General features: G+C 58.1%; 14 protein-coding genes. 12 read left to right on the forward strand and 2 right to left on the reverse strand.

What is annotated here, in order from left to right; all coding sequences use genetic code 11:
- Positions 1 to 289 precede the first annotated feature (289 nt).
- On the reverse strand, positions 290 to 1,348 hold the full coding sequence (locus tag PSV43_RS12030; protein ID WP_300197132.1) for an NAD(P)-dependent alcohol dehydrogenase: 1,059 nt from the start codon (positions 1,346 to 1,348) through the stop codon (positions 290 to 292).
- 12 nt (positions 1,349 to 1,360) lie between these two features.
- Complete coding sequence (locus PSV43_RS12035; protein ID WP_300197135.1) at positions 1,361 to 1,771, reverse strand: cupin domain-containing protein; 411 nt, start codon at positions 1,769 to 1,771, stop codon at positions 1,361 to 1,363.
- A gap of 340 nt (positions 1,772 to 2,111) precedes the next feature.
- Between PSV43_RS12035 and PSV43_RS12040 the strand changes: the two genes are divergently transcribed.
- The 12 genes from PSV43_RS12040 (at position 2,112) to PSV43_RS12095 (ending at position 20,084) form a co-directional block, all read left to right on the forward strand.
- Positions 2,112 to 3,146 (forward strand): LacI family DNA-binding transcriptional regulator, encoded by a 1,035-nt coding sequence (locus tag PSV43_RS12040; RefSeq protein ID WP_300197138.1) that lies wholly within the window; start codon positions 2,112 to 2,114, stop codon positions 3,144 to 3,146.
- Between the two features lie 329 nt (positions 3,147 to 3,475).
- Positions 3,476 to 4,612, forward strand: coding sequence for an efflux RND transporter periplasmic adaptor subunit (locus PSV43_RS12045; protein ID WP_300197141.1), 1,137 nt, complete (start codon positions 3,476 to 3,478; stop codon positions 4,610 to 4,612).
- 16 nt (positions 4,613 to 4,628) lie between these two features.
- The gene (locus tag PSV43_RS12050) at positions 4,629 to 7,874 is read left to right on the forward strand and encodes an efflux RND transporter permease subunit (RefSeq protein ID WP_300197143.1); all 3,246 of its coding nucleotides are present in this window, start codon (positions 4,629 to 4,631) and stop codon (positions 7,872 to 7,874) included.
- A complete protein-coding gene (locus PSV43_RS12055) occupies positions 7,834 to 9,363 on the forward strand; it encodes an efflux transporter outer membrane subunit (RefSeq protein WP_300197145.1) in 1,530 nt (509 codons plus the stop codon). The genes PSV43_RS12050 and PSV43_RS12055 overlap by 41 nt, the downstream gene beginning before the upstream one ends.
- Before the next feature lie 99 nt (positions 9,364 to 9,462).
- Positions 9,463 to 10,095, forward strand: a complete 633-nt coding sequence (locus tag PSV43_RS12060; protein WP_300197148.1) for a DUF1080 domain-containing protein — start codon at positions 9,463 to 9,465, stop codon at positions 10,093 to 10,095.
- A gap of 429 nt (positions 10,096 to 10,524) precedes the next feature.
- The gene (locus tag PSV43_RS12065; RefSeq protein ID WP_300197151.1) at positions 10,525 to 12,900 is read left to right on the forward strand and encodes an FAD-dependent oxidoreductase; all 2,376 of its coding nucleotides are present in this window, start codon (positions 10,525 to 10,527) and stop codon (positions 12,898 to 12,900) included.
- Positions 12,901 to 13,269: 369 nt separating this feature from the next.
- Positions 13,270 to 14,670 carry an HTTM domain-containing protein gene (locus PSV43_RS12070; RefSeq protein WP_300197154.1) on the forward strand — a complete coding sequence of 467 codons (1,401 nt, stop codon included), beginning with the start codon at positions 13,270 to 13,272 and terminating at the stop codon, positions 14,668 to 14,670.
- A 174-nt stretch (positions 14,671 to 14,844) separates the two neighbouring features.
- Complete coding sequence (locus tag PSV43_RS12075) at positions 14,845 to 15,183, forward strand: hypothetical protein (protein WP_300197157.1); 339 nt, start codon at positions 14,845 to 14,847, stop codon at positions 15,181 to 15,183.
- A 1,596-nt stretch (positions 15,184 to 16,779) separates the two neighbouring features.
- Positions 16,780 to 17,013, forward strand: coding sequence for an addiction module protein (locus tag PSV43_RS12080; RefSeq protein WP_300197160.1), 234 nt, complete (start codon positions 16,780 to 16,782; stop codon positions 17,011 to 17,013).
- A complete protein-coding gene (locus tag PSV43_RS12085; protein ID WP_300197162.1) occupies positions 17,010 to 17,300 on the forward strand; it encodes a type II toxin-antitoxin system RelE/ParE family toxin in 291 nt (96 codons plus the stop codon). The genes PSV43_RS12080 and PSV43_RS12085 overlap by 4 nt, the downstream gene beginning before the upstream one ends.
- 145 nt (positions 17,301 to 17,445) lie before the next feature.
- Positions 17,446 to 18,519 (forward strand): hypothetical protein, encoded by a 1,074-nt coding sequence (locus PSV43_RS12090; protein ID WP_300197164.1) that lies wholly within the window; start codon positions 17,446 to 17,448, stop codon positions 18,517 to 18,519.
- A 53-nt stretch (positions 18,520 to 18,572) separates the two neighbouring features.
- Positions 18,573 to 20,084 (forward strand): hypothetical protein, encoded by a 1,512-nt coding sequence (locus PSV43_RS12095; protein WP_300197166.1) that lies wholly within the window; start codon positions 18,573 to 18,575, stop codon positions 20,082 to 20,084.
- Positions 20,085 to 20,147 lie beyond the last annotated feature (63 nt).

Below are 20,147 nucleotides of genomic sequence, written 5' to 3' on the forward strand. Positions count from 1 at the left end.
GACTTCCAGTCCGCAGCACTCCGCAAGCACCCACCCCACCGCACGTCCCTTCATACCCATCGCTCTCTCTCCCCTGTGACCTCCATCCAGTCCCCCCTCGCGCCTCACCGTGCCCCCCTTGGCGCAAGTTTAACACAACACTCATTTGTAAGCGCAAGAATCACCAAACCCGCGCCCGAGCTAGGCAGCGCCCGAGGAGCGCGGACTTCCAGTCCGCAGCACTCCGCAAGCACCCACCCCACCGCACGTCCCTTCATATCCATCGCTCTCTCCCTGTGCCCCCCGCGCCTCACGCGGACTTCAGCGAAGCCATATCAATGGAAAAGCGATACTTCACATCGCTCTTGAGCAGACGCTCATACGCCTCGTTGACCTGCTGGATCGGGATCACCTCCACATCGGAAGTGATGTTGTGCGTGCCGCAGAAATCCAGCATCTCCTGGGTTTCGGCGATCCCGCCGATCAACGAACCGGCAAGTTTCTTCCGACCAAACAGGAGACCAAACGCGGACACTGGCATGGGTTTGTCCGGCGCACCCACAAGGGTGAGCGTGCCATCGATTTTCAACAGGTTGAGGTAGGCGTTGATGTCATGGTCGGCCGAAACGGTGTCGAGGATGAAGTCGAAGCTGCCGGTATGCTTTTGCATCTCGTTGGCATCGCTGGACAAAATCACTTCATCCGCGCCGAGGCTGAGGGCGGAGTCCTTCTTGTTGGGCGATGTGGTGAGCACCGTCGTGTGAGCACCGAAGGCATGGGAAAACTTCACGCCCATGTGGCCGAGGCCACCCAGACCGATAACGCCGACCTTCTTGCCCTTCAGATCGCCCCAGCGACGCATGGGTGAGTACGTGGTGATGCCTGCGCAGAGCAGGGGCGCGACACCCGCCAGGCTGAGATTACCTGGAACGCTGAGCACGAAGTGCTGATCCACGACGATGCTGCTGGAGTAGCCGCCGTAGGTCACCGGAGCGGTTCCGTGTTTGTCAGGCGAATTGTAAGTGAAGGTGGAGTGCGGGCAAAACTGCTCAAGATTGGCCTGGCATTGCGGGCAGGTTTGATCGGAGTCCACCAAGCAGCCGACGCCGACGATGTCGCCGCGTTTGTATTTTGAAACGCCGGAGCCCACTTGCGTGACGCGCCCCACGATTTCATGACCGGGGACGCACGGATAGGTGGTCGGCATGGCGCTCCACTCATTGCGCACCTGATGCAGGTCCGAGTGGCAGACGCCGCAAAAAAGGATTTCGATTTCGACATCCCGCTCGGTGGGTTCGCGCCGCGGGATTTGAGCGAAGGCAAGCGGTGACGTGTCGCTGGTGGCGGAGTAGGCTTTGGCGTTGGGCATGTTGGGAGCGGGTTAGGCGTTGGGTTGAGTGAATTGATATTGCTCGTCGGTCACGTGCTCCAGCCAGTCCACGACCTTGCCGTCGAGGCTTTCCTGGATGGCGATGTGGGTCATCGCGGTGGTGGCCGAGGCACCGTGCCAGTGCTTCTCACCGGGCGGAAACCACACCACATCACCAGGACGGATTTCTTCAATGGCACCGCCCAGACGCTGCACGCGACCAAACCCAGCGGTGACGATCAGTGTTTGCCCCAGCGGATGCGTGTGCCATGCGGTCCGCGCACCGGGCTCAAAGGTGACACTGGCTCCTGCCACGCGTGCTGGCGAACCTGCCTGAAAAATCGGGTCGATGCGCACGCTGCCGGTAAACCATTCCGCAGGGCCTTTGCTGGAGGGTTTGGAGCCGTTTCGTTGGATGTCCATGGTGTTGTCGCGGTGAATACGTTTGGGAGCGGCGTGGCGTCCTTGTATTTGTGGCTCTTTTTCTATGACGCAATGGGGCTGCGAGAGCAAGCCCGGCAGGTCGGATGAAAGAGTGGTACATATGATATAGCGTTTTCAAAAACTGATTTCCGGATAGCGGCGCATGGCCACGCGTCTGCCCAGCGCTGGTAGGGCTGGCTGTCCTCAGCCAGCCGCCGTCGACCTGTCCTTTGTAGCTCGACGCAGGAGAGCGAAGAAGGAAGCCCATGATCTGCGATCAAGAAACAGCCTGCTAAACGGAAATGAGTTTTGCGAACCGCTATAGGTGTAGAGTAGCACCATGGCACGGCCTTCTTTGAACGACATCGCCCTTAAGCTCGGCATTTCCAAGATGACGGTCTCTCGTGCGCTACGCGGTGGGAAGCATGTAGCGGCCGCCTTAAAGGAGAAAATCGTCCAAACCGCCACCGAACTCGGCTACCAGCCTGATCCCGAAATTGCGAAGCTGATGACGCACATGCGGCGCACCCGCCTGGTTGCCTCCCCCCTCACGCTGGCTTTTGTCTGGGCGGAACGCAGTTCGCAGGAAATCGAGCACTCCTCTTGGTCGCAGCAGTTGCTGCTGGGCGCGCATCAGCAGGCTGCGAAACTCGGCTTTCAACTCGAAGAATTTCATCTGGCCGCACGGGGGATGACCGCACGCAGGCTGTCCGCCATTCTCGAAGCGCGCGGCATTCCCGGTTTTATCCTCTCACCCCTCGTGTCACGCAGTCGCGGCCACGTCTCCATGGCATGGGAAAAGTTCTGCAGCGTGGTCATCGGCTTGGGCTATGCGCGGCCGCAACTGCACCGCGTTCATCACCACCACTTCCTCGGCATGATGACCGCACTGCGCATGCTCAAGAAGCAGGGCTACAAGCGCATCGGCTTTTATTGTGGCAGCACGATCAATGAGCGCATGTTCCGTGCATGGTCGGCCAGTTTTCTCGCGCATCACCCGCTGGCCCAGCCCGGTGCGCTTCTGGCGCTTCGCAAGTCACCCAGTCGCAATGATTTCCTGCAATGGCTGTGCACCGCCAACCCGGATGTCGTCATCGACGGCGGCCATCTTGTGAAAGACTGGCTCAGCACCCTGCCTCCATCCCGCCAGCCGGACCATGTCTCGCTCGGTTGGCGGGCAGACGTGCCTGAAGTGCCCGGAATAGACCAACAAGCTGACGTCCTCGGCGCGGCGGCGGTGGATCTGCTCGTCACTCAGTACCAGCAAAACGAACGCGGTATCCCCGCATCGCCGAGAATTGTGATGACCGAAGGTGTATGGCGGCCAGCTCGGACAGGGCCAGCCCCTGAATTGAGCGTAAAACGCAAGCCATGACCTTCTTTGTGAGCAGAACCTCTCAGGAACGGTGACTGCCGCCTGCAATGGCCCACGGGAATCCTGTTTTGACCTGCGGCTCTTTTTGAATCTTTTGTCTATCTCCCCTCGCTATGGAGATTTTTCCAGTCAAAAACTTAATCTAAAAGCTTCGTGAAAATAAAAATAAATTCTATTCTAACGTGGCGCTGAAGCTTTCCCACAAGCCACAGCACTGGTGTCGGGATTGGGGGTAAAACCCCCTATCGAGGGTATATCAATAGGCCAAAGTTAGTGGCTTCCTATGGTCAAGAATGGAACCACTGTACATCTCAACTCGGAAATCCCTCATGTATGCAGGCCTGCTGGCTGGCCTGCTCCTCTGCGGCTGCCACCAAAAGAAGGGGGCTGACGTTCATGAACCCGAACATGCAAAGGCTCATGAACATGACGATGACGACAAGCATGAACACGAACATGAGGAAGCGGAGTCTCAACTGATTGTGACCATGCCGCTGAAGCGGGATACGATCGTCGCGCGTGAATATGTCTGTCAGATTCATTCCTGCCGTAACATTGAACTCCGTGCCGTGGAACGTGGCTACCTGCAGTCCGTTTTTGTGAAAGAAGGCCAGCTTGTGAAGGAAGGCGACCCCATGTTCAAGATCCTGCCATTGGTTTATCAGGCAGAATTGACAAGCGCCGAGGCCGAGGCCCAGATTTCCAAGGTTGAATATGAAAACACCAAGAGGTTGACGGAGAGCAAGGTGGTGTCCGACAAAGAGTTGGCCATTTCCAAGGCCAAATGGGAGCAAAAGGTGGCGGTGGTGAACCTCGCGCAGGCGCACCTCGGCTTCACCAACATCAATGCGCCTTTTTCAGGACTGATGGACCGGCTCCGCCTGCGGAATGGCAGTCTGGTGGATGAAGGGGATTTGCTGACCACGTTGTCAGACAACAGCGAAATGTGGGTCTATTTCAACGTCCCTGAGGCTGAGTACCTGGATTACATGTCTGAAGTTCAACCGGAAGAGAGAAAGAAGGTCGATCTGTTGATGGCCAACGGCAAGATTTTTAACCAGCCTGGACGGGTCAACGTCATCGAGGCTGAGTTTAACAGCCAAACCGGCACCATTCCATTCCGTGCGGATTTCGCCAACCCAGACCGCCTGCTCAGGCATGGGGAGACTGGCAACATTCGCATGAATAAAATGGTGAAGGGTGCGTTGCTGGTTCCACAGAAAGCGACGTTCGAAATCTTGGACCATCACTATGTGTTTATCGTCGGAAAAGATGACATCCTGACTCAACAGCGCATTCATATCAGCGAAGAACTGGAGGATGTTTTCATTGTCAGCGAAGGTTTGACAGACAAGGACAAGATCGTTCTCGAAGGAATGCGACAGGCCAAAAGCGGTGCGAAAGCAGTGTACGTTTTCAAAAAGCCTGAAGAGGCTTTCAAGGATATGAAACTGCATGCTGAATAATCAGAGGATGTGACCCATGTTTACGAAGATTCTGCGTCGGCCGGCACTGGCCATTGTTATCTCACTGATCATCTTGTTCCTCGGGGGACTTTCGATGATCACCCTGCCAATCTCCCAGTTCCCTGATGTGGCGCCGGTGGCGGTCATGGTCACCCTGGACTATCCAGGAGCAAGTGCGAAAGTTCTAGAGGAGTCCTGTTTGATTCCTTTGGAACGTTCGATCAACGGGGTGCCCAACATGAAGTACATGACCTCCGACGCCACGAGCGCGGGGGAGGCCACCATCCAGGTGATCTTCCACATGGGCACCGATCCGAACCAGGCAACGGTGAACGTGATGAACCGCGTCAACCAGGTCATGAGCCGTCTCCCCCCTCTGGTGCAACGCGAGGGCGTCATCGTGAACAACTTGACGCCGAACATGCTGATGTACGTCAACCTTTTCAGCACGGACAAAAATGCTGACATGCAGTTCCTGTTCAACTACGGCTACATCTACCTCATCCCCGAACTGAGCCGTATTCGCGGCGTGGGTTCCGCCAAGATTCTGGGCACCCGCCAGTACGCGATGCGCATCTGGTTGAAGCCGGACCGCATGCGAGCCTACAACGTCTCGACGGAGTCGGTGATGCATGCGCTTTCGGAGCAGAGCTTGATCGGGTCTCCAGGGCGAATCGGGCGGGCGGACAGCAAAACTTCCCAGGCGTTGGAATACGTGCTCACTTATGAGGGCCGATATAACGAGGTCGAACAGTATGAGAACGTCATCCTGCGCGCCACGGAAGACGGGGAACTGCTGCGCCTGAAGGACGTGGCCTCTGTGGAACTGGGCAGTGAGTTCTACGATCTCTATTCAGACCTCGATGGGCTGCCCTCAGCAGCCATCGTGATCAAGCAAAGCTTTGGGAGCAACGCGAACGAAGTGATCAAGGAGATCAAGGCGAAGCTGGTGGAGATCAAGGAGAAGACCTTTCCTTCCGGGATGGACTACAAGATCAGCTACGATGTGGCCAATTTCCTTGATGCTTCAATTGAGAAGGTGCTGCATACCCTGATCGAGGCTTTCATTTTGGTGGCACTGGTGGTGTTTGTTTTCCTCGGTGACTGGCGCTCCACGCTCATTCCGACACTGGCCGTGCCAGTGTCGCTGATCGGAGCCTTCTTCCTCATGCAGATGTTTGGAGTGACGATCAATCTCATCACACTCTTCGCGCTGGTGCTCGCCATCGGCATCGTGGTGGACGACCCCATCGTGGTGGTGGAAGCCGTGCATGCGAAAATGCATGGCACAAACATCACTCCCTATAAGGCGACCCAGATGGTGTTGCATGAAATTGCCGGTGCCGTGATCGCCATCACCCTGGTGATGACCGCAGTGTTTGTGCCAGTGACTTTCATGACCGGCCCGGTGGGGGTCTTTTACCGGCAGTTCTCCATCACCATGGCTGTGGCCATCGTGCTCTCAGGCGTCATGGCGCTCACGCTGACGCCCGTGCTTTGCGCTATGATCCTGAAAAGGTCTGAGCATGGCCCTGACCATGGTCACGAAGACGGTCACAAGAAGCGCAAATGGCGCGGGCCCATCGCCTTGCTGCTCGCTGCCTTCAATCATGTGTTTGAGAAGGTGACGGATATCTATGTCGCCATACTCAGGCGCATCGTCCATCGGCGGCTGGTGACTTTCTCCGTGCTGGTCCTGGCCGCTGTGGCGATCTACTTCATCAACGCAAAACTGCCCGCAGGCTTCATTCCGGCGGAGGATCAGGGAATGATCTATGCGATTCTGCAGACGCCTCCGGGATCGACCTTGGAACGCACCTCAGCCAAGTCCACTGAGCTTCAGCAACTCGCCAAGACGATTGAAGGTGTCGAATCTGTCTCATCCTTGGCGGGCTACGAAGTGCTGACGGAAGGTCGCGGCTCGAACGCCGGCACCTGTCTGATCAATCTTCACAACTGGGATGAGCGCACACTGACCGCACCGCAAATCATCGCGGAACTGGAAGAAAAATGCAAAGCCATCTCCGGTGTCACCATCGAGTTCTACGAGCCTCCAGCAGTTCCCGGTTACGGTGCGGCGGGTGGTTTCTCGCTCCGCTTGCTGGACAAGACCAACACTGGTGACTACGACAAGCTCCAGGTGGTGAACGATGCGTTCATGGCAGCGCTCGGAGAGCGCAAAGAGCTCCGCGGCCTCTTCACTTTCTTCAGCGCCAACTATCCCCAGATCGAGCTCGTCATCGACAACAAGGTGGCCATGCAAAAGGGCGTCTCCATTGGCAAGGCAATGGATAACCTCTCCGTCATGATCGGCAGTACCTACGAACAGGGCTTCATCAAGTTTGGCCAGTTCTTCAAGCTGTATGTTCAGGCACATCCGCAATACCGAAGACTGCCCAAGGATCTTAAGGACTTGTATGTCGCCAATGAGAAGGGCGAGATGGTGCCGTATTCAGCTTTCATGAGCCTGAAGCCGAAGCTCGGCTTGAATGAAATCACCCGTTATAACGCCTACCCGGCCCCGTCCATCCAAGGCGCACCTGCCGCAGGTTTCAGCAGCGGCGATGCCATCAAGGCGATCCAGGAGGTGGCTGGTAAAACCCTGCCGCGTGGCTTTGACATCGGCTGGGCCGGCCTCTCGTTTGACGAGGTAGGGCGCGGCAATGAAGCCGTGTATATTTTCATCGTGGTGCTGCTGTTCGTTTACATGGTGCTGGTCGGACAGTACGAAAGCTTCACTCTGCCCCTGGCAGTCATCCTCTCCCTGCCGGTGGGTGTCATGGGTTCCTTTGCAATGCTGAAAGCAATGGGTCTGGACAACGACATTTATGCGCAGGTAGGCATCATCATGCTCGTGGGCTTGCTGGGCAAGAACGCCATTCTGATTGTGGAGTTTGCTTCGCAACGGCACTGCGAGGGACTCAGCATTCTTGAAGCGGCCATTGAAGGGGCCAAAGTACGGTTCCGCCCGATTTTGATGACCTCCTTCGCCTTCATCGCAGGGATGCTCCCCTTGCTGCGTGCCTCCGGCGCAGGTGCCATTGCCAACAAGACCATCGGCGCATCCGCAGCCGGCGGGATGTTCCTCGGCACAGTGATAGGTCTGCTCGTTGTCCCTGGCCTTTACTACATTTTCGGTACCATCTCTGCGCGCGGGAAGCTTCTTCCAGATGAAGACGACATGCCTTTGACTGAACTTGGAGAATACGGCCACGGCCATCATGAACATGCAAAACCTGAAGAACAAGCTCCTAGCATTTAATTTCGCCTGTCTAATCGTTTTGGTGCAGGGGTGCTCGTCCGTGCTCCGTCGTGACCCTCTGCCATCAAGCGATCCACCTCTCCCCGCCAACTTTCCAGGCACCAGCGGCACCAAGAACTCCGCCCTCATCGGGTGGAGGGAGTATTTCAAGGATCCAAACCTGACCGCCCTCATCAGCACCGCGCTGAGCAACAATCAGGAATTGAACATCCTGCTGCAGGAGATCGAGGCGTCCAAAAGCGAGGTGCGTGCGCGCAAGGGGGCTGTTTTCCCCTTCGTCACCGCAGGCACCACTGCCGGGCTGGATAAAGTCGGGCGCCACACCGCTGCCGGTGCTGCGGAGGACAACACCGCCAACGAAATCGCGACAGGAGTCCCCATTCCCACGAACTTGCCCAACTTCGGTTTCTCGGCCGACTTTGACTGGGAAGTGGACATCTGGAGAAAACTTCGCAACGAGCGGGATGCCGCGATCCTGCGCTACCTGGGCACCCAGGAAGGCCGGAACTTCATGATCACGAACATCGTCTCTGAGATCGCCGAGACCTACTATGACCTGGTGGCGTTTGACAACCAGTTGTCCACCCTGAAGCGCATGATCGAGATTCAAAAGAATGCACTCGAGGCGGTAAAGCTGCAGAAGGCGAATGCCAGGGTCACAGAGCTTGCTGTTCGCCGCTTTGAGGCGGAAGTGCTCAAGAACCAAAGCCACATGTTCCAAGTTCAGCAGCAGATCACGGTGACTGAGAACAAGCTCAACTACCTGGCCGGTCGCTACCCCCAGCACGTGAAGCGCAAGTCTGATGGCTTCGAGCAACTCATGCTTTCTCAAATCTATACCGGACTGCCGGCCGAACTGCTGCGCAACCGCCCGGACGTGCGCCGGGCAGAGCTGGAACTGGCAGCGACCGGATTGGATGTGAAGGCTGCTGCAGCCAGATTCTACCCGTCCCTCAGCATCTCGGCTGCCTTGGGATTGCAGTCCTTCTCGCTGGCCTCCGCGTTTACGACTCCCGCTTCATTGGTTTATGGTGTTGCTGGCAATGTGATGGCTCCATTGATCAACCGCAGTGCCATCAATGCCGCCTTCCTCGGCGCGAGTGCCCGCCAGATCGGGGCCATCTACTCCTACCAGCAAACGGTGCTTAAAGCCTACGTCGAGACAGTGAACCAGCTCGCGCAGATCAAAAACTACGGTCGAAGCTACGACCTCAAGGCCCAGCAGGTGGCGGCTCTGAACGACTCCATCAGCATCGCCGGCCAGCTCTTCTTCAATGCCCGCGCGGAATATACCGAAGTGCTATTCACCCAGCGCGATGCCCTCGAGGCCAAGATCGATTTGATCGAGCTCAAGCAGGAGCAGTTGACTGCGTATGTGAAAGCCTACAAGGCCCTCGGCGGCGGTTACAATCGCGCGGCTGGCGGCTCAGGCAATTCCACCCAAATGGCCGTTCCCAAATCTGCCGGCCAGCTTCGCGGCGGCTCCTAGTCACACGCGTGTCATACCTCGGTTCATGCGTAAAACCCGCCCGGTAGAGCAATGGTTCTTGTGTTGCTAGTCAGCATGGCTTTGATCGCAGCCCCAACCATGAAACCACGCCTCCTCCTCGCCGCCCTCGCCCTGGCCTTTTCCATCCCCGTTTTCGCCGACGACTTTGTCCCACTCTTCGATGGCAAAACACTCACCGGCTGGAAGAACCCCTATGACTGGGGCCAGATCGAAATTGTGAACGGCGAAATCCATCTCACCGGCGAAAAGAAATTCTTCGTCGTGACCGAAAAAACCTACGGCGACTTCATCTTTGAAGGCGACATCCTTCTCCCCGCAGGCCAGGCCAACAGCGGCTTCATGTTCCGCGCCCATGTCGAAAAGAACAAAGTCTTCGGCTATCAGGCCGAGGTGGACGGCGATGCCAACCGCAAGTGGAGCGGTGGCCTATACGATGAAGGCCGCCGCATGTGGTTCATCAGCCCGATCAAAGGCAACAAGGAAAGCGAAGCCGCCTTCCGCGCCCGTGCAGGCGACGCCTTCAAGCGCAACGACTGGAACAACTACCGCATCGAATGCCGTGGCAAGAGCCTCAAAATCTTCGTCAACGGCGTCCTCACCACCGATGTGCAAGACGACAAGGATGCCACCGGCGTCATCGCCATTCAGCATCACGGCGAAAAGGGCCAGACCTACAAATTCCGCAATCTGCGGATTCAGGAGCTTAAATAGGTTATTACCCATCAGTGGAAACAAGCGGGTGTCACGCAGGAAACTCGGTGGCGTGACACTCATGGGCATTCGGTGGCACTCTGCTGAATCTGCTTTTGTTAGCTCCTTTGCACAAAAAATAGGGTCCTTACGTGTTGAGATACATTTCTTTCGTCATTTCACTTCGCGCCCACACCAGCCCCAAAGGGGCTGAGCATCATAGCGAAGGGTTGCCGAGCCTCGGCGAGGCTACCCTGGATCCCAAGCATCAAATCCGGGAAGCAAACCCAAAACTCCGCCGCACTTGGCATTCACCAGCAGCGTCTGCAAAGCGCCCCGCCGCGCTCAGGGCGTGTCGCTCCATTCAAAATTCACGCCAACGCTCTGTTACCGTAACAAGCAACCCATGATTGCTTTCCCCCCCCATCCTCGTTTAAAATCACCTCAATCATGAAATCCGTCCTCCTCGCCACCCTCCTCACCCTCGGCTCCGCCAGCGCCCAGCCGCTCTGGCTCGAAGCCGAATCCTTCTCCAACCCCGGTGGCTGGGTCCTCGACACACAGTTCATCGATGTCATGGGCTCCCCCTACCTCATGGCCCACGGCATGGGCAAGCCCGTCAAAGACGCCACCACCGAGATCGACCTCCCCGCCGGCACCTACACTCTCTGGGCCCGCACCAAAAACTGGGTCGGCCCCTGGGATGCCAAAGGCGCACCCGGCCGCTTCGAGATCAGCGTCAACGGCACCAAGCTCGACCACCAATTCGGCACCACCGGCAAAGACTGGCAGTGGGAAAAATCCGCCCCCATCAAAATCACCGGCAAGACCACCACCCTCGCCCTCCACGACCTCACCGGCTTCGATGGCCGCATCGATGCCCTCATCCTCGCCAAAGACGGCGAAGACTTCACCCCGCCCGCCGACCTCGCCACCACCAACAAGCTCCGCCGCCAGCTCCTCGGCCTCCCCGACAAAGCCCCCGAGACCACAGAGTACGACCTTGTCGTCATCGGCGGCGGCTACTCCGGCATGGGTGCCGCCATCTCCGGCGCACGCCAGGGCCTCAAAGTCGCCTTCATCCAAAACCGCCCCGTCCTCGGCGGCAACGGCTCCAGCGAAATCCAAGTCTGGGCCATGGGCGGCACCCGTCGCGGCCTCTACCCCCACCTCGGCGAAATCGTCGAAGAATTCGCCGATCGCGCCAGCAACAGCCCCGCCGCCAATCCCCAGGAGTTCAACGACAAGCTCAAAGAAGACACCGTCGAAGCCGAAAAAACCATCTCCCTCTTCCTCAATACCCACGTCTACGGCGTCGAGATGGCCAGCAGCACCACCATCCCGGCCGCCACCGCTTCCGGCAAATACACCGGCAACATCCGCAGCGTCATCGGCCTCGACACCAAGACCGGCAAAGAAACCCGCTTCCTCGGCAAACTCTTCGTCGACTGCACCGGCCACGGCAGCGTCGGCGCACTCGCCGGAGCCGAGTTCATGATGGAAGAAAAAGGCCGCATGGGCATGAGCAACATGTGGGTCATGCAAAACCTCAAAAAGCCCGTCTCCTGGCCCGCCACCCCCTGGGCTCTCCCACTCACCCTCGAAGACTTCCCCGAGCCCCGCGCCCTCGCACCCGTCGGCAAAAAGAACGCCGCCAACATGACCGGCTACGACCTCGGCTACACCCCCGTCCCCGACCCCGAAGACTACGTCCACGGCGAATGGTTCTGGGAAAGCGGCTTCGACAAGCACCCCATCAACGACCTCGAACTCATCCGCGACCACAACTTCCGCGCCGTTTACGGAGCCGTCTCCGCCCTCAAAACCCTCAAGGCAGACAAATACGCCGACTTCGACCTCACCTGGCTCGCCTACATCGGCGGCCCCCGCGAATCCCGCCGCATCGTTGGAGACATGATCCTCAATGGCGAAGACATGGTCAAAGGCACCATCCATCCAGACGGCTGCGTCCCCACCACCTGGGATCAGGACCTTCATTATCCCAAAGAGCAATACGCCAAAAACTTCCCCAACAATCCCTTCATCAGCCGCGCCGAATTCGGCAAGCACACCGACCGCAAAAGCGGCTACCCCGTCCCCTACCGCTGCTTCTACAGCAAAGACATCGGCAATCTCTTCATGGCCGGCCGCACCATCTCCGTCGAGCGCCACGCCCTCGGCTCCACCCGCGTCATGCGCACCTGCGGCATGATGGGCGAAGTCGTCGGCAAAGCCGCCTGGATCTGCGTCCGCCACCACACCTCCCCCCGCGGCGTCTATGATCAGTACCTCGACATTCTCAAAGACCTCATGAACCAGCCCGGAGCCATGCGCCGCGACACCCTCGAAAGCGCCCTCTACCTCCCCGCCAACGCCAAAAAACTCCCCGAAATCGCCGAAGACAGCATCAATCCCGCCAAGCTCGAAGGCATCGTCATCGACGACACCGAAGCCGAGCTCACCGGCAAATGGGCCCACGGCGAAGGCCTCAAGCCCTACGTCGGCAAACACTACAGCTACACCAGCGAAAAAGACGCCAGCGCCCGCTTCCCCTTCAGCGTCAAACAGACCGGCAGCTACGAAGTCCGCATCTACTTCCAGCCCCACGAAAACCGCGCCAAAACCGCCCCCATAACCCTCCTCACCGCCGACGGCGAAAAATCAGTGACCGTCGATCAAACCAAGTCCCCCAAAGACCCCCAGGGCGCCTACAGCCTGGGAACTTACAAGTTCAACGCAGGTGAAGAGTCCGCAGTAATCTTCCGCACCGCCAACTCCGGCGGCAACGTCCACCTCGACGCCGTCCAAATCCTCCCAGCCAAGTAGTCCAGTTGCGCCGCAACTGGCTTCAGATCTCAAGCCCGTGGGGCTGCCACAATCGTAGCCGTGGGTGCCAACCCACGGACCGCACATCGACAAATACATCGCTACGCGGAACCGCGTAGCGGTGATCCAAAGCGCCGCATTCTGCCAATGCCACGCCACCGCGTTCTTCATTCCCCCGGTCCCGGAGAGCCGTAGTGAAGCGAGGACAGCCGAAGGCAATCAAAGAAGGCAGCCAGGGGTAAGCTCGCGCAGGGATCTGCGGCCTGATGCCCTGTTGTCCGAGGGCAGTAGGTTTGATGCAACACACAGCCGCGCCAGCGCGCCCTGACGATACATGGCAGAAGTTCAAGTCCTCCCATCGGTCATTCCATGCCTCGCTTCCTTCACAAGTCTTTTGCCCCGGTCGATATCGCCTGGCTCGCGTTCTTTCGTATCCTTTTCGGCTGCGTCATGCTCGTGGAGGTCATCCGCTATTTCGCCTACGGCTGGATTGAGATTTTCAACGCCTCCGATTTCCACTTCGGTTTCTACGCCTTCGAATGGGTGAAGCCATGGCCGGATCCTGGCATGCACCTGCATTTCGCCGCGCTCGGAGTTTCTGCGTTGTGCCTCGCGCTGGGCTTTTGCTACCGCTTCATGGCCGCCTTCTTCTTCATCGGCTTCACCTATGTCTTCCTGCTGGATGAGACCCGCTACCTCAATCATTTTTATCTCATCTCCCTCGTTAGCTTTCTCATGATCTTCCTGCCCGCCCACCGCGCGTGGTCGGTCGATGCCTGGCTCCGTCCCGCGATTCGCTCCAGTGTCACGCCCGCATGGACGCTCTGGCTCATGCGTGCCCAGATCGGCATCCCCTATTTCTTCGGCGGCATCGCCAAGCTCGACTCCGACTGGCTGCACGGCGAGCCCATGCGCATGTGGCTCGCGGAGCGCTCCCACATGCCCCTCATCGGCGCGTACGTTCACACGGAATGGCTCGTTTACTCCTTTGTCATCGGCGGTTTGCTCCTTGATCTCCTCATCGTTCCCGGCCTCCTCTGGCACCGCACTCGTCTGCTCGCCTTCTGCGCTGCCGCATCGTTTCATCTTCTCAATTCCCAGCTCTTCCACATCGGCATCTTCCCGTGGCTCATGCTCGGCGCCACCTTCATCTTTTTCCCTCCAGATGCCGCACGCCGCTGCCTCCTCAGGCTGGGCATCCACCCCCGCTCCGCCACCGGCAGGGCTGTTCACAGCACCGTTCCTCGGTGGCGGCCCCGCCAGCGCGTGCTCGGGGCTCTCGCACTTTATCTCGCCGTCCAGGTGTTGGTGCCTCTGCGGCACTTCGCTTATCCCGGCAATGTCCACTGGACGGAGGAAGGCCATCGCTTCTCCTGGCACATGAAGCTGCGCACCAAGTCCGGCGATGCTCTTTTTGACCTTGTCTCTCCCTCCACAGGCCGCACCTGGCTTGTGGACCCCCTGGATCATCTCAGTGAAGCAGCCTATGCGAAAATGACCACGCATCCTGACATGATCCTCCAATACGCCCACTACCTCGCCGCACAGAAGCGGCGCGAAGGCTTCCCTGACATCGAAGTCCGCGCACGTGCCATGGTCTCCCTCAATGGCCGCCCACCTCGGCCCCTCATTGATCCCCGCTTCGACCTCGCGCATGAGCCCCGCTCCCTTGCCCACGCCGCTTGGGTCCTACCCCTCACCGAGCCGCTCTCTCGCCCCTCGGTTCGTCTCGAAGAAAATGACCGCCACTTCATAAGCGGCACGGAGTAGCCTCCTGCGCGGGCGCTTTCGGCCCAACAAGGAGTGGGTAGGGGCACACCCCGCTGCCAGTATCGGGGAGAGGTCGTCATGCATCCAGTGGAGAAGGGGCACCCGAAGCCTCCTACGCACCCTGACGGGCGCAAACAAACAACCAAAACAAATCATATGAAAACAATGACCCTCTTGGCAGTTGCGATCGGCATGTTCAGCACCCTGCCTCTCTCAGCGCAAACCGTCGTCAAAACCACCACCGTTGCAAGCCGTGGCACCGTCTCCACCTACGACCCCGCCACCAGCTTCGTCGTGACCGAAGCGTCCGGCCCCGTGACCTACTACTACTCCCCGAACGTCGTTTACAGAACCAGCAGTGGCGTGGTGATCCCCGCCGCCGAGCTCCAAACCCGCCTCGTCTCCGGCGCCCCGGTCCGCGTGCATTACGTCCAGGACGGCGACCGCCGCGTCATCCAGCGCGTCGTCCTCCGCGATCGCGGCGACAAGGATGATGATGACGACGACAACTAAGCCGTCTGAAGAATGCCATCCGTACCTGCGGTCTCAATGACCGCACATCCGCGCGACCCGAACCAAAGAAGCCGTTGGGAAATCCCCCAACGGCTTCTTCATCACCACGCAGCAAACAAGGCAGATATAGCGATTCGCAAAACTCATTTCCGACATGGCGGGTATAACGTTTTCCAAAACAGATTTCCGGATAGAGGCGTATTGCGACGCTCGACGGCGCTTGGAGGACTACTCGCACCGAGCATGCGCATGCCCAGCGCAGGTAGGGCTGGCTGTCCTCAGCCAGCCGCCGTCGAAGCCCATGATTTGCTAGCAAAAAACAGCCTGCTAAACGGAAATGGGTTTTGCGAACCGCTATATGAGGAGGTCATACCACGAACCATTGAAACCAAGTCCGGTTCTCTTTGCCTCAACCAGCCCCGCACACGCACCAGCCCTGAAGGGGCTGCGGATAATAGACCAGGGATGCAAGCTCGTCCTCCGTAGCTTGAGCGAAGGAGGAAGCCTCAGCGAGGCCACCCTGGGTATGGCAGACAATTCCGGGCAGCAACCCAGCACTCCTCAATATCACGCCGGGTTTCAGCAGCTTGTCCTTCGTAGCTTTAGCGAAGAATGGGCGTCTGCATCGTGCCCCGCAGCACGCCTCTGCCGCAGGCTTCCATGGGTGCCAACCCACCGATCGAATGCCCCATCCATTCACCACCACGTGAAACCCCGCAGCGCTGCCACATTCACAGCACCTCCTGCATGCGCCAGCAAAGTGGACCGCACCTCGCGAAGCGCGCCGAAGGCAATCCCCTTTGCGATCCTCCGCAATCTCCCGCCCCTCCGCATAAATTCTGCGAGATCCCACAGCACCCTCTCCCCAAGCCCGTAGGGCTGCCACAATCGTAGCCGTGGGCGTCAACCCACCAATCGAATGCCCATCCATTCACCACCACGCGGAACCCCGCAGCGGTGACAAATTCACAGCGCGTCGTTCATGCGTCAGCAAAGTGGTCCGCACCTCGCGAAGCGCGCCGAAGGCAATCCCCTGTGAGGCGCTCCGCAATCTCCCGCCCCTCCGCACAACACATCCCCAACAACGCGGAGGAGTCACCCGACTCCCCCTTCCTCAAGCCCGTAGGGCTGCCACAACCGTAGCCGTGGGTGCCAACCCACGGACCGCACATCCACAAATTCACCACCACGCAGAACCGCGTAGCGGTGATACAAAGCGCCGCATTCTGCCAATGCCACGCCACCGCGTGTCTTGTTCCACGATCCCGGAGAGCCATAGCGAAGCGAAGAAAGTAGCCCAGTTGCGCCGCAACTGGCGTTGTATTCTGCTGCCACGTCTCTTCAAGCCCCAAAGGGGCTACGTAATACAGCCCAGGGTTAGCTGAGCCTAAGCGAGGCAACCCTGGGTAATCTGCGACACTCCGGAAAGCAAACCCAGCGCTTCCTTCACACATCGCGCCCACCAGCAGCGTCTCCCCGCCCCTCCGCCACAGGCATCACGCGTCCAACAGCCGCATAAACCGCCTCCTACCCCACCACAACCCCACTCCCCAAACCACGGTTGTCTCACCCGCCCTTCGAGTTTAATAATCCCCCATGTCCATCACCTACGAAGCCATCATGGATGCCGCACTGCAGCTCGCTCCAGCGGACCGCTGCCGAGTTGCCGCAGTTTTGTGGGACTCCGTCGGCAGTTCCGGAGACGAACTCGCGCCAGATGAGTTGGAGAAAATGCTCACTCAACGCGAGGCCGAAATGGACCAGGATCCCTCAAAAGAGATCAGTCATCAGGAATTCCTGGCCCACTTCTCAGCCCGGCGTCAAGCGTGAAGCTCTCGTATCACAAAGCCGTCCAGCACGAAGTCGATGCCGCCTGCACCTGGTACGACGACCGCAAAGAAAAGCTCGGCGACGAGTTCTTCCAAGAAGTCGAGCGAACCTTGGGCTTGATCGCGGCCAATCCACAGGCATTTCCCCTCGCCCCCTATGGCCGTCGGAAAGCCCATCTCAAACGATTCCCCTACGCCATCTGCTATCGCATCCTCGAAGATCGCGTTCGCATTCTGTCCGTCCGACATGACAAACGCCATCCCTCTTACGGCGTCGGGCGCAAATGAGTGCCTGAGAATCTCCAAAGTGGTCCAGCCGCGCCGCAACTGGCTGTGTTCTCTACCGCCACATAAGAGCCAAGAATGCCTGCTTCAATATTCTCCAGATTACTCTGGCGGACAGCCTGTATTCTTGCCAACTTACCTAAGTTCTATGACCAAGAAACAAAAGAAAAAGGCCATTCTCGCGGCAGTAGCTGTTGCCGTCATTGCTGCTATCGCACTGCTGTTACCTAAGCTTTGGCAGAGCGACTTCCGCACCGAACTTGCGAAGGTCCTCAATGAAGATGCCAAACAGCTCGTGCTCAATGTTCCACCTGCCGATGGTCTGCTTCCTGGGTCGATTTTTGTGAAGGACCATCAACGACTCATCCCTTTTAAACGTACCCTGCGCAATGAAACGGCCATCACTCAGGGAGCCGATTTTGTCCTGGGCTGGAATCAGATGGCTGATGCTTCTGGCAAAGCCGGCATGGGCAAGGGGGGATTGGGGGCGCTGTTTGGCGATACTGAATCAGCCAAGATTGAGGTTCGGGCCACGCAATGTCGGGTGCTCGACATGGACTCCAGCGAGATCACCAAGCGCGTGAAGACGCAGGAAGTCATGGATCTCGCGGCTGATGAGACCAAGGAAGTGGCCGTGATAGTGCGCGCTTACGAGGGCATCTTGGAAACTAAAATTCGCAGGACCTCGCAGGCGACGGCTGAGGCATGGCGGAAAGTTCAGGAACAGGCCAAGTCAGCTGAGTCCGTATCAACAACAGGTGGCAAGGCATCCGTAGCGATCCAAGGCAATACGGATGATGAAGTCGTGGTTGTTTGGAAGGAACCCGTCGTCTTTGCCTGCGTGGTTCAAAAGGTGACATTCTTTGCTAAACATTTGGGAACAGATCCTGACGAGGTGATGCTGGAGAAACTCGATGGCGAGCAACTCAGTCTCGACACTGCGGCGCTTCCTCATAACGCTTCCTCCTCTCCTATCGCCCCCGAGAGTCCCTGGGCTTTGCTCACCATTTCATCTGGCTACTACCCGAAGAATGCTGGATTGCGCCAGGACTGGAATGCTATCAGTGCCGGGGTGTTTGAATCCTCTTTGCAACCGTGGAAGCCGGCGCTGTCTAGGCACCTTTGGGCCACGAGCAATGCTCCGTTGCAGCGCGAGGCTTTACTAGCGGAGGTCCGGGATTTTTTTCCTCTGCCCGTGCTGCCGGGGCTAAACGGGCGGTGATCTACTATGTTGGGCATATGGTCTCCAGTCGCACGGGGGACCTGCTACTGGTCATGGGAGATGCCACCCCTGCTTTGGTCCGTGAGATGAATCAGCGTGGCCCTCCTGTATTGGTGCCGAAGGAAAGCCCGCTTTCGGCTGCGGGAAATCTGCTCGACCTCAATGCACAACTTAGGGAGATCGCCAACCGATCACAAGTGCAGGTGGACGCCGCCAGCGGCAAGGTTGGAGAACCCAATCCTACGCCTGGATTTCTCACCTTGGACTCCCTGCACGGCACAGCAGTCATGGCTGGCATCCCTTTCTGTGTCGTCGTGGATGGTTGCTTGCAGGATGTGAGCTTCATTGAGAGCATGACAGCTCTTGGCTTCCAATACGATGAAAAGAACCCGTCTCAGTTCTACTACGTAGGACAGTCTGAGGTGGTGACGCGCGAGGCTTGGGATATGGCGCAAGCAATGCGTAATTTCGGACGGCAACGTCCATTCCTCTCCAGCAGCAATCCCGTCACCTTGGCAGCCAAGCCTGGCACCTTCGCCATGGCGCAGGCCAATCCCTTTGTCATTGGTGGCCCGGCCATCGGTCCTTTGGCGCTTCGCGCTCACCGTCTCGCATGGCGCACGATGCTCAGTCGCGAGCCATGGGATCTGTTCACGCTTGTTAGGCGGCTCGCTGAGTTCAACGGAGTTGGTGAAATCAATTTGGAAGGTTCCATTAGCTGGAGCGATTTCGACGGCTGGAAAAAGGCGCAGCCATTCGCGGTGAGCACTCCTGATGCGCCAGTACCAGACGTGAAAGCAGAGGACACGGAACTCTCCGCAGTGGTTAAGCGTTTCAAGCCAGGGATCGGTACCATTCAAGATTTTGCCTATGCCGCAAATACTGGCGAGTTTTTGCTCTCCGATTTCAAGGAAGGCATCTGGACGTGGCACGAGGGTCAGCCTGCTCAACGTGTGGAAGAGGAACTGCCGTTTTCTTCTCTGGGAGCACTCGCAGATGGTAGCCTGCTCTATTATGGCGGACAAACGAAAGAGCTGCGCTCTGCTGGAACTGGGCATCCTTTAATCGCTGGAGAACTGTATCTTGGTTTCATGGCGCGCGGGGCGGCTGAGAAAAGTCTGCTCGTCGTGGAGGATGACAGTGTGATCGAAAGCCCGTCGAAAATCTCGCACTACTCGGGCGGCAAACTCGCGGGGTTTGCCGAGCTTGAGACCACGGGAATGCTCTCCGCAGTCGAGTGGCCGGAGGGGGTCTTGTTCTACACAACGGATTCCAGTCTCATTCAGCGCTGGGAAAAAGGCACAGTGAGTGAGTTTTGTCGCGGTCTGTCTCAGCCCCAATGGCTGGCATGTGACGATGAATTTCTCTACTGCCTCTCTGCCACCAGTCGAACGCTGCATCGAATCACCTCCACCGCCCAAGTCTCTCGTGCAAGCCTGGACCCTTGTAAACTGAATCGAGCACTCACGACCCGTGCTTTTCAAGCTGCCGGATCGAAGCAAATTTTCATCGCGTCGGGTGAGGATATTCTAGTTATCGATACCTCAAGGCTCCGGTGGAAATGAAATCAAATTCGCCTTTCCTTGGCGCATGGGACGCCACCGACATCCCTGTTGCTCGAAAGCATG

The sequence above is a fragment of the Prosthecobacter sp. genome (genome assembly GCF_029946185.1).
GTDB lineage: Bacteria > Verrucomicrobiota > Verrucomicrobiia > Verrucomicrobiales > Verrucomicrobiaceae > Prosthecobacter.

What these genes read in the sequence shown, in the direction of transcription:
- PSV43_RS12030 (WP_300197132.1), bottom strand. Translation starts at nt 1,348, where the DNA reads ATGCCCAACGCCAAAGCCTACTCCGCCACCAGCGACACGTCACCGCTT.
- PSV43_RS12035 (WP_300197135.1), bottom strand. Translation starts at nt 1,771, where the DNA reads ATGGACATCCAACGAAACGGCTCCAAACCCTCCAGCAAAGGCCCTGCG.
- PSV43_RS12040 (WP_300197138.1), top strand. Translation starts at nt 2,112, where the DNA reads ATGGCACGGCCTTCTTTGAACGACATCGCCCTTAAGCTCGGCATTTCC.
- PSV43_RS12045 (WP_300197141.1), top strand. Translation starts at nt 3,476, where the DNA reads ATGTATGCAGGCCTGCTGGCTGGCCTGCTCCTCTGCGGCTGCCACCAA.
- PSV43_RS12050 (WP_300197143.1), top strand. Translation starts at nt 4,629, where the DNA reads ATGTTTACGAAGATTCTGCGTCGGCCGGCACTGGCCATTGTTATCTCA.
- PSV43_RS12055 (WP_300197145.1), top strand. Translation starts at nt 7,834, where the DNA reads ATGAACATGCAAAACCTGAAGAACAAGCTCCTAGCATTTAATTTCGCC.
- PSV43_RS12060 (WP_300197148.1), top strand. Translation starts at nt 9,463, where the DNA reads ATGAAACCACGCCTCCTCCTCGCCGCCCTCGCCCTGGCCTTTTCCATC.
- PSV43_RS12065 (WP_300197151.1), top strand. Translation starts at nt 10,525, where the DNA reads ATGAAATCCGTCCTCCTCGCCACCCTCCTCACCCTCGGCTCCGCCAGC.
- PSV43_RS12070 (WP_300197154.1), top strand. Translation starts at nt 13,270, where the DNA reads ATGCCTCGCTTCCTTCACAAGTCTTTTGCCCCGGTCGATATCGCCTGG.
- PSV43_RS12080 (WP_300197160.1), top strand. Translation starts at nt 16,780, where the DNA reads ATGTCCATCACCTACGAAGCCATCATGGATGCCGCACTGCAGCTCGCT.
- PSV43_RS12090 (WP_300197164.1), top strand. Translation starts at nt 17,446, where the DNA reads ATGACCAAGAAACAAAAGAAAAAGGCCATTCTCGCGGCAGTAGCTGTT.
- PSV43_RS12095 (WP_300197166.1), top strand. Translation starts at nt 18,573, where the DNA reads ATGGGAGATGCCACCCCTGCTTTGGTCCGTGAGATGAATCAGCGTGGC.